The organism is Priestia aryabhattai B8W22, from assembly GCF_000956595.1.
Lineage (GTDB): Bacteria > Bacillota > Bacilli > Bacillales > Bacillaceae_H > Priestia > Priestia aryabhattai.
The window spans coordinates 1-8,283 of the sequence record NZ_JYOO01000060.1; the positions used below are offsets into that span (position 1 = coordinate 1).

Annotated in this window: 9 protein-coding genes; all 9 read left to right on the forward strand. The window is 29.2% G+C overall.

Annotation, left to right across the window (positions count from 1 at the left end):
- Positions 1-206: 206 nt before the first annotated feature.
- Complete coding sequence (locus N178_RS25215) at positions 207-446, forward strand: PLD nuclease N-terminal domain-containing protein (protein WP_045295588.1); 240 nt, start codon at positions 207-209, stop codon at positions 444-446.
- Positions 443-1,348: an ABC transporter ATP-binding protein gene (locus N178_RS25220; protein WP_045295589.1), complete on the forward strand. Its 906-nt coding sequence runs from the start codon at positions 443-445 to the stop codon at positions 1,346-1,348. The genes N178_RS25215 and N178_RS25220 overlap by 4 nt, the downstream gene beginning before the upstream one ends.
- Positions 1,345-2,133: an ABC transporter permease gene (locus tag N178_RS25225; RefSeq protein WP_045295593.1), complete on the forward strand. Its 789-nt coding sequence runs from the start codon at positions 1,345-1,347 to the stop codon at positions 2,131-2,133. The genes N178_RS25220 and N178_RS25225 overlap by 4 nt, the downstream gene beginning before the upstream one ends.
- 49 nt (positions 2,134-2,182) lie before the next feature.
- A complete protein-coding gene (locus N178_RS25230) occupies positions 2,183-2,899 on the forward strand; it encodes an ABC transporter ATP-binding protein (RefSeq protein ID WP_045295594.1) in 717 nt (238 codons plus the stop codon).
- A 270-nt stretch (positions 2,900-3,169) separates the two neighbouring features.
- On the forward strand, positions 3,170-4,465 hold the full coding sequence (locus N178_RS25235) for a hypothetical protein (protein WP_152640875.1): 1,296 nt from the start codon (positions 3,170-3,172) through the stop codon (positions 4,463-4,465).
- A gap of 85 nt (positions 4,466-4,550) precedes the next feature.
- Positions 4,551-4,835, forward strand: coding sequence for a transposase (locus tag N178_RS25240; protein WP_045295597.1), 285 nt, complete (start codon positions 4,551-4,553; stop codon positions 4,833-4,835).
- Positions 4,836-5,273: 438 nt separating this feature from the next.
- Positions 5,274-5,966, forward strand: coding sequence for a 4'-phosphopantetheinyl transferase family protein (locus N178_RS25245; protein ID WP_045295600.1), 693 nt, complete (start codon positions 5,274-5,276; stop codon positions 5,964-5,966).
- Positions 5,967-5,976: 10 nt separating this feature from the next.
- On the forward strand, positions 5,977-6,624 hold the full coding sequence (locus N178_RS25250; RefSeq protein ID WP_045295601.1) for a hypothetical protein: 648 nt from the start codon (positions 5,977-5,979) through the stop codon (positions 6,622-6,624).
- Between the two features lie 19 nt (positions 6,625-6,643).
- On the forward strand, positions 6,644-8,283 hold a 1,640-nt coding region (locus N178_RS25255), incomplete at its 3' end, for an amino acid adenylation domain-containing protein (protein ID WP_152640876.1).

Here is an 8,283-nt window from a genome sequence, read left to right on the forward strand (position 1 = left end):
GAACAGTTCAGATTCTAAGCTTATATAAACAATGCCCGAACTCACTATTATTTATAATGATAATATTATTATAAATAATAACAATAACTAAAACAATATTTTAAATAATAAAAAGAAAAAAGGTGCAATATTCCATTTTACATGTTATCATTATCAATAATGATAATATTTATATTAAATTGATTAAAACTAAAGGAGTGAACTACATGAATTTGCATTATGGATTGGATGATTTAAAGGAAATTGATATCATGTCTTTTTTACCAATTATTTTACCCGTAGTAGTTATTGGAATAGTTTTAATTCTAATTGCGCTAATAGATTTGTACAGAAACAGAAAAACCCGAAAAAACGTTTTAATGTGGACCCTTATCATTATTTTTGTAAATACTCTTGGTCCAATATTGTACTTTGTTATAGGCAGAAAGGACAGTGAAACAATATGAAGTTAGAAATTAAAAACGTTACCAAAAAATTTAAAAATAAAATAGCGGTTAATAACTTTTCAATGGAAGTTGAGTCCGGTGAATGTGTCGGATTAATAGGACCTAATGGAGCGGGTAAGTCTACGCTTATAAAAATGATTTCTGATATTATCGATCCAAGTACAGGAGAAGTGTTACTTGATGGCAAGAAGATTTCAAAACTCAAAAAAGAAATTGGTTACTTACCACAATATCCTAATTTTTTTCACTGGATGACTGCTAAAGAAACTTTAACTTTCATGGGGCAGTTGTCAGGAATAAAAAAAGAGGAGCTGACAAGAGCTATTCCCGAAATCATGTCGAAAGTAGGGCTGAAAGGAGAGGAAAACTCCAAGGTTAGAACCTTTTCGGGAGGGATGAAGCAGAGACTGGGCATTGCACAGGCATTGTTACATAAACCATCGTTAATTGTAATGGATGAACCCGTTTCAGCGTTAGATCCAATTGGTCGCAGAGAAGTGTTAAATATCATAAAAGAAATAAAGAAAGAGGCTACCATCTTGTTATCAACTCACATATTGGGAGACGCAGAAGAAATATGTGAAAGATTTGTCGTTATAAAGAATGGAGAGAAAATTGAAGATACGACTATGAGCGAATTACTAAATAAGAATAGTAAAAATAAAATCAATGTAGATATCACAGCCCAAAGCCATGATTGGATTGAAGTTATTAAAGGTTTGAACTATGTAAAAAATGTAGACGTAGTCGGTAATACAGTAAAGATAGAAGTAGACAATATTAAATCTAACAAGAATATGTTGCTGACCAATGCTTTAGAACATAATGTAGACCTTAATAGGTTTGAAATAGCTAACGATACGTTAGAAGAAATATTCTTAAAGTTGGTGGTGGAAAAATGAATCATTTTAATGTACTAGTAAAAAAAGAATTTGTTCAATCAGTACGCGAATTTAAGATTATTTGGCTACCTCTTGTATTTATATTTTTAGGCATCACCCAGCCAGTGGTAAGTTACTATTTACCTTCAATCTTAAAAGCGCTTGGCGGAGGGCAAGGTATTACTATTGATCCCAACATGGCGGCGCAAAAAGGAGGAGAAGTTCTTGCTAGCACCTTGGGTTCACAATTTGATCAACTTGGAGTTATGATTATCATTGTTTCGATGATGGGAATTATACAATCCGACAAAGCCAATGGCATGTTAGCCTTCATTCTTACTAGACCTGTAACCGTAATATCCTATATTAGTGGAAAAATCATTTCTAACTACTTATTTATTGCTTGCAGTGTCGCATTAGGATACTTAGTTTCATATGCATATACTAGTTTATTATTCACAGCTGTTAATTTTATAGATTTACTAGTAGCTTTGTTATTTTATCTAGTATGGATTTTATTTATTGTTTCATTCACTACAATGATCAGTACTATTTTTAATAGCCAAGGAATAATTGCATTAATTTCAATTGTATTTCTATTAGCATGTAGAATTATGGTCGGTTTAAGTCCTGTGATAGATAACATCAACCCAGCAAGTATGAGCAAACATGCTATGGAACTATTAATTGTAGGAAAAACTAGTATGGACGTAATATGGAGTTTATTAGCAGCTCTTATATTCACAGCGCTGACAATTTTGATTACAAATGCCTGGATTTCCAAAAAGAAATTTCATTCTGAATAAATAAAGAAGAAAATAATATTAACTATAGAGGGATGGGAGGGTAATACTATTGTTAAGCATTACAAACCTAGAGAAAAGTTACTCAGATAAGAAGATTTTAAACGGGGTAAATTTAAAAGTAGAAAAAGGAGAAATTTTAGGCTTTGTTGGAGCAAATGGGGCAGGTAAAACAACTACTTTAAATATTATTACTGGTATTTTGGATTGTAATAATGGAAAGATTGAAATTAATGGGTTACCTAAAGAAAGCGGAATAGAATACAAAAGGCAATTCTTTTTTATTCCGGACACTATTAATATATATAAGAACATTTCAGGGATGGATTGGATTCTTTTCTTGATGAATTTATATAATAATAAAAATCATGAAAAGTTGAATGAGTACGTAAATTTGTTTGGTATGCAAGAATCTATTAAAAAACCCACAGGAACCTATTCATACGGTATGTTGCATAAGCTCCTCTTAATTGCAGCTTTTACAATAAATCCACCCATTATTATAATGGATGAACCATTAAATGGCTTAGATCCAAATGCTGTTTTAGTTTTCAAAAGATTAATTAAACAATACGTGGAAAAGGGAGGAACAGTATTTTTTTCTACACATTTACTAGATGTAGCAGAAAAGATTTGCAATACAGTAGCTATCTTAAAAGAAGGAAAAATCATTTTACACGGTCAAATAAAAAATATAATAGGTGAAAAATCATTAGAATCTATTTTTATGGAGGCGCAAATATATGAAGGAAAAACTTCAATTAACTAAATTTTTCATTTATTCCTTCTATAAAAAGCCAAAGCAAACAATGTTAAAAGTTGTTTTATTGATAGCCATTTTTTATATGGTTTGTCAACTAACTATTATAAACGCTTTTGTTTTTTTCTTGGAGATACTTCCATTTTTATAGTTTATAATTTGATGCTTTCATGCCTTCTTGTATATGTATTTACTGGCTATTTATCAACTTCGCAGGCTTTTGCTTATAATGAATTCAAATTATTAACACCTTTACCACTTTCAAGTAAGAATATTTCAATGGCAAAGGTAACTAGCAGCATATGGATACCTATTTTTCTCTCAATAATAATCCAAATACCAACCCTAGGGTTTTTAATAGTGGATTTCAAATTTGTAGAAGCAATTAAACTGTGTTTATTCATTCCAGTTGTTAATGGGCTAATTGCACTTTTTTTGATGTTTGTTCTGTCTTTTATAAACAGGTATTATTATAAATTTAAAAGTAAATTAGTTTATTTATTAATAAATATTTTTATTATGTTGTTAATTCCGTTCCTTTTATTTATGTATTTTATTAGAAAATCAAGCTTAGAACTATCAAAATTAGTATCCCAAATAGATATTAATTCCATTAAAGGGATTAAAAAATCGCTAGAATTTATCCTTGCATACATTTATGACATAACAACTACTGTGTCAGTAATGAAATCATTAGTCAAAATTTTAGTATCGGGTGAAATTAATATTTATTTTATATTGAGTTGTATTTCTATATTGGTAATTAGTTTTCTCTTTTATTATTTTATTATAGAAAATATTTCGGTGAATTATTTTAAGAATGGCGTATCAGAAAATAGTAAAATAAGCTTAAAAAGCTCAAAAGTCCGAATAACTAAAAATCAATGGAGCAACTACCTACAAAGAGAAATATGGATTATTAAGTCTGAGGCTTATTTTAAAATGCAAGTTGTACTGGGCTTTCTATTACCCATAATTTTCACTACTATATTATTGATTTTAATACAAAATGAAGTATTACCAGATAATTTAAATATAACAAAAGATGGATTTCTTAATAAATATTTTTCATATTCTGTTCTATTCTTTTGTTGCATAAATAATATCAGTGGAACACCTTATTCAAGAGAAGGGACATACTACAACTTATTAAAGATAAACCCTTTTGATAGTAAGTATGTATATTTTTCTAAAGTAATATTTGCGTCTACCGTGAGTGTGGGAGCTGTATTATTAAGTTTCTTACTTTTCGCCCTTTTTGGCCATTCGAAGCTAGAGGATTTTGTTATGATGCTAATCATTTCCTGTTTGGTAGTTTGTTACAACCTGTTAACTCCACTATTCGATATGAAAAATCCAAGTACCGAATGGGATAATCCTTCTGAAGCCATAAAATCAAATCCAAATGTATTGATCAGTCTTTTATATGGAATGCCCATGTTGATAGTCATCGCTGCTCTTCATTTCTGTTTGATATGGATTGGTATTCAACCTTTCTTAGTAGATTTCATAATATTGGCCATTGCAACAACCACAATTTTCATTTTGGTAAATAAATTAAAAACAACTCTATAAGACTCTTTACCTCGAAAAATATGATTCTTTGCTAAAAAAAGAGAATTGACACTAAATAAATTCAAAAAGGAGTGTCTGTATATTTATGGGGAAGCACCATGATAAAGATTTTAAAATGCACGCCGCTAGATTAGTAATAGAAAAGGGAAGAAAGCCAAGAGAATTAGCAGAAGAGCTTAATATTTCCGTACCAACATTACGCAATTGGATAAATATCTATAAAGAAAAAAGAGAAAGTGAACTGAAGTTTATAGAAAAATCCACTTCATATCCTATCAGATCAGAAGAAAAAGATAAAATAATTAAAGATTTGAAGGAAGAAAACGAGATCTTAAGAAAAGCTATGTATGTTCTTACAAAAAAGCCATAAAATAAAGATTGACCATATTTAACTTGTTTTTATTAACGTAAAACAAATTAAATATGGTTTTTTTATTTTAGTTTAATATCTGTTTAAATATAAAATTCAATCGAATTTCACAAGGAAATTTTGCTTTTGATAGATGCTAAATTTATATGAATATTAATTCCTATCATCTTAATTTTTTAATTAAAAGAGCATTATTATTATGACTTTAAGAATATATAAAGTTTAAAAAAACGGAAAATATGACATTTAATTCATAAATTTTACAAATTACAGATAGACTCGACAAAATTACTGTGTTAAAATGTTATCGATAATGATAATGAGTAATATTTTAACTAATAAAAAGTAATTTTTTACATTTTTATGATATTTTTTTATTAATTTTAAGAATAAAATAGCTTATTAGTTTGTTATATTCACTTGAAAGGAGGGGAATAAATGTTTGAATATTATAAATATGGCGAAAACACTTATAAAACTTTTACTGAATTTCACCGACTAGATTCCATTGACATGAAGGATGCTAATGAAATTTTTAATGAAAGAGAGTATGAATATTTGGAGATGTATAGGGCTAGTAAGAGAATAGTAGAGGTAAAAAAAAGTTTGTACTGTGGAAAATCTGCTATTAGAGCATTCTTAGGACTAGATTTAAGTCAAATAAAAAATATTTCTCTGTTAAAAGGAGTTTTTGGCCAACCTGTTATTGTTAATAACATTGGTCTACCTATAAGCTTAGGGATCTCTATCACTCATACACATAAAACTTTAGGGATATTAATTTTTGATCAATTACACCCCATGGGAATTGATATTGAAACTAAAACGAAAAATGATTCAGAATTTCTTGGTACATATTTAACAAAATGCGAAAGAAAAATGATTGAAGAAAGTAAAGGGATATTAAGTAAAGAAACTCTTTTCAGTGCAAAAGAAAGTTTATCAAAAGTACTAAAGACGGGATTGACTTCTCCACTTTCAATTTATGAGATATCAGAATGGGCTGTTGACAATAATATTATCTCATTTTTTTATAAAAATTTTGTACAATACAAGTCTACCGTAATGATTATGGAAGATGAGATAAGAAGTATTACACTTCCAATTAAGTCAGAAAAAATAATAAATTAGGAGAATGTAAATGGAAATAAATTCGGAATTGAAAAACACTAATAAATTTGCACAGTTTTTTTTTAAAACCCCAAAAAAGTATGGTGAATCACTACTTTATTTGCTATCACTGAGTTTAATTGCGGGTGCTGAAACAACTCTCTTACTGTATTCTACAACCCAAAAAGGTATGAATGTTTTAAATGGGAGTTCTATTTCGGAAATGGGACCTATGAATTTTATCATAAGTACAATTGCAATGGGTTCTTTAGGCTTACTATTCACATTTATTGTTCAAATCTTAATTGTGTACTTATTATATTTAGTGTTAAAAGAGAAGCCAGTAAATATAAAAGGAATTTTCCAGGCAGTAGTCAATGCAGGGATGTTGATTGTTCTAGGGTCTGGCGTTAATGCATTAGTTGCCCTCTCTGTTAATGCAAAAGAAACAACATTCACTAGTTTAGCTCTATTGGTGAAAGAAAAAAATTCTTTGCTTCATACATTTGTGGCTGAATTTGAACTATTTTATATTGCTAGTTTAATTCTTTTTAGTTTTAGCCTAGAAAAATTAACATTTATTAAAAGGAAAAATGCAGTAATAATTACGATTACCGTCGCCCTCATTTCTTTTGTTTTTCATATAATGACAGTAGCTTCCGGTACATATTTAAAATGATTGGAGGAATAGTACAAACATGAATTCTTTAGTATATCTATTTGAAGAAACCGTAAGAAGTTATAGCGATAATATTGCTATAAAAAATAAAAATAAAGACTACTCATATAAAGAAACAAATAGTATAGCAAATAAAATAGCAAGATACTTACAGTATAGTGGCATAAGAAAGGGAGATAATGTAGGAATTTATATTGAAAAATCTGAATACGTTCTATTTTTAATTTTGGCATTACTTAAATTAGGTGCAAGCTATGTACCTATCGACCCTAAGAGTCCACCTCAAAGAGTAAAACATATCATAAAGAATTCTGAATTGAAATTATTAATAAGCGACGTAGATAGAGTAGATAATCAAATATGCAAACATTTAAGTATAGATAATCTTTTAGTAGAATATATGGATTTTTCTTCTGAAAACCTCCATGTAATAATTGCTCCTGAGGATCCAGCATACATAATTTTCACATCAGGTTCTACTGGCATTCCAAAGGGTGTATGTGTATCTCATGAAAATGTAGTAAATTTATTTTCAGCATCCAAGGAGTTATTTAACTTTAACGATAAGGATAAGTGGACATTTTTTCATTCATATGCCTTTGATTTTTCAGTTTGGGAAATGTGGGGAGCTTGGGCTTATGGAGGAACAGTTACAGTAATTTCGTTTGCAGAAAGTCGAAACCCGGTCGCCTTTGTTAACTTAATGGTAGATACACAAACAAGTATTTTTAATTGTACTCCAAGTGCTTTCTTTGAAATGAGTGAAGAGATTATAAAGCGTCAGCATGAATTAAATTTAAAGTATATTATTTTTGGAGGAGAAGCATTAAATTTTAAAAAGTTAACCTCTTGGTTTTTATCTTCCAATACTAATTTACCAAAGTTAATAAACATGTACGGAATAACTGAAACAACTGTTCATGTAACATACAAAGAAGTTACTAAAGATGATGTAAAAAAGGGAATTACAAATATAGGTAAAGTCTTACCTCATTTAGGTTTTAAAGTAATGAATCAAACCGGGCAAGAAGTAAAGATAAATGAAGAAGGAGAGTTGTATGTTTCAGGTAAAGGGGTCTCATTAGGTTATTACAAAAATTCTGAAATGAATGAAAAAAAATTTATAAGTATTGATAACGTCCGATACTACAAATCTGGAGATATAGTAAAGGTTTTGAATAACGACGAACTACAGTATATTTCAAGAAACGACGACCAAGTACAACTGAGAGGTTTTAGAATTGAGCTAGGTGAGATTGAAAGCACTTATAATAATGTAAAACAAATTAGAAATGCTGTTGTTAAAGCAGATACAGTGTTTAACGACGATATACATTTAATCTTATACTATGTTTCTGATGAAGAACTAACTGATGACTATTTAAAGGAAAGCGTACGCAGCTCACTCCCGACATATATGATTCCTAGCTTCTTTATTAAAATAGATAAAATCCCACTAACAATAAATGGAAAAATAAACAAGTTATTATTACCTAAAGTAGCTACAAATAAGGATTATGAACCAGAATTATTTAGCAACGACACATTAATTGGTAAAAACGCAGAAAAAATAGTAAAACAAATAGTAGTAAAAGTGACAGGGGATAAGCTGATAGGTATTGATCAATCACTATTGAAGAGCGGAATGAATTCATTATT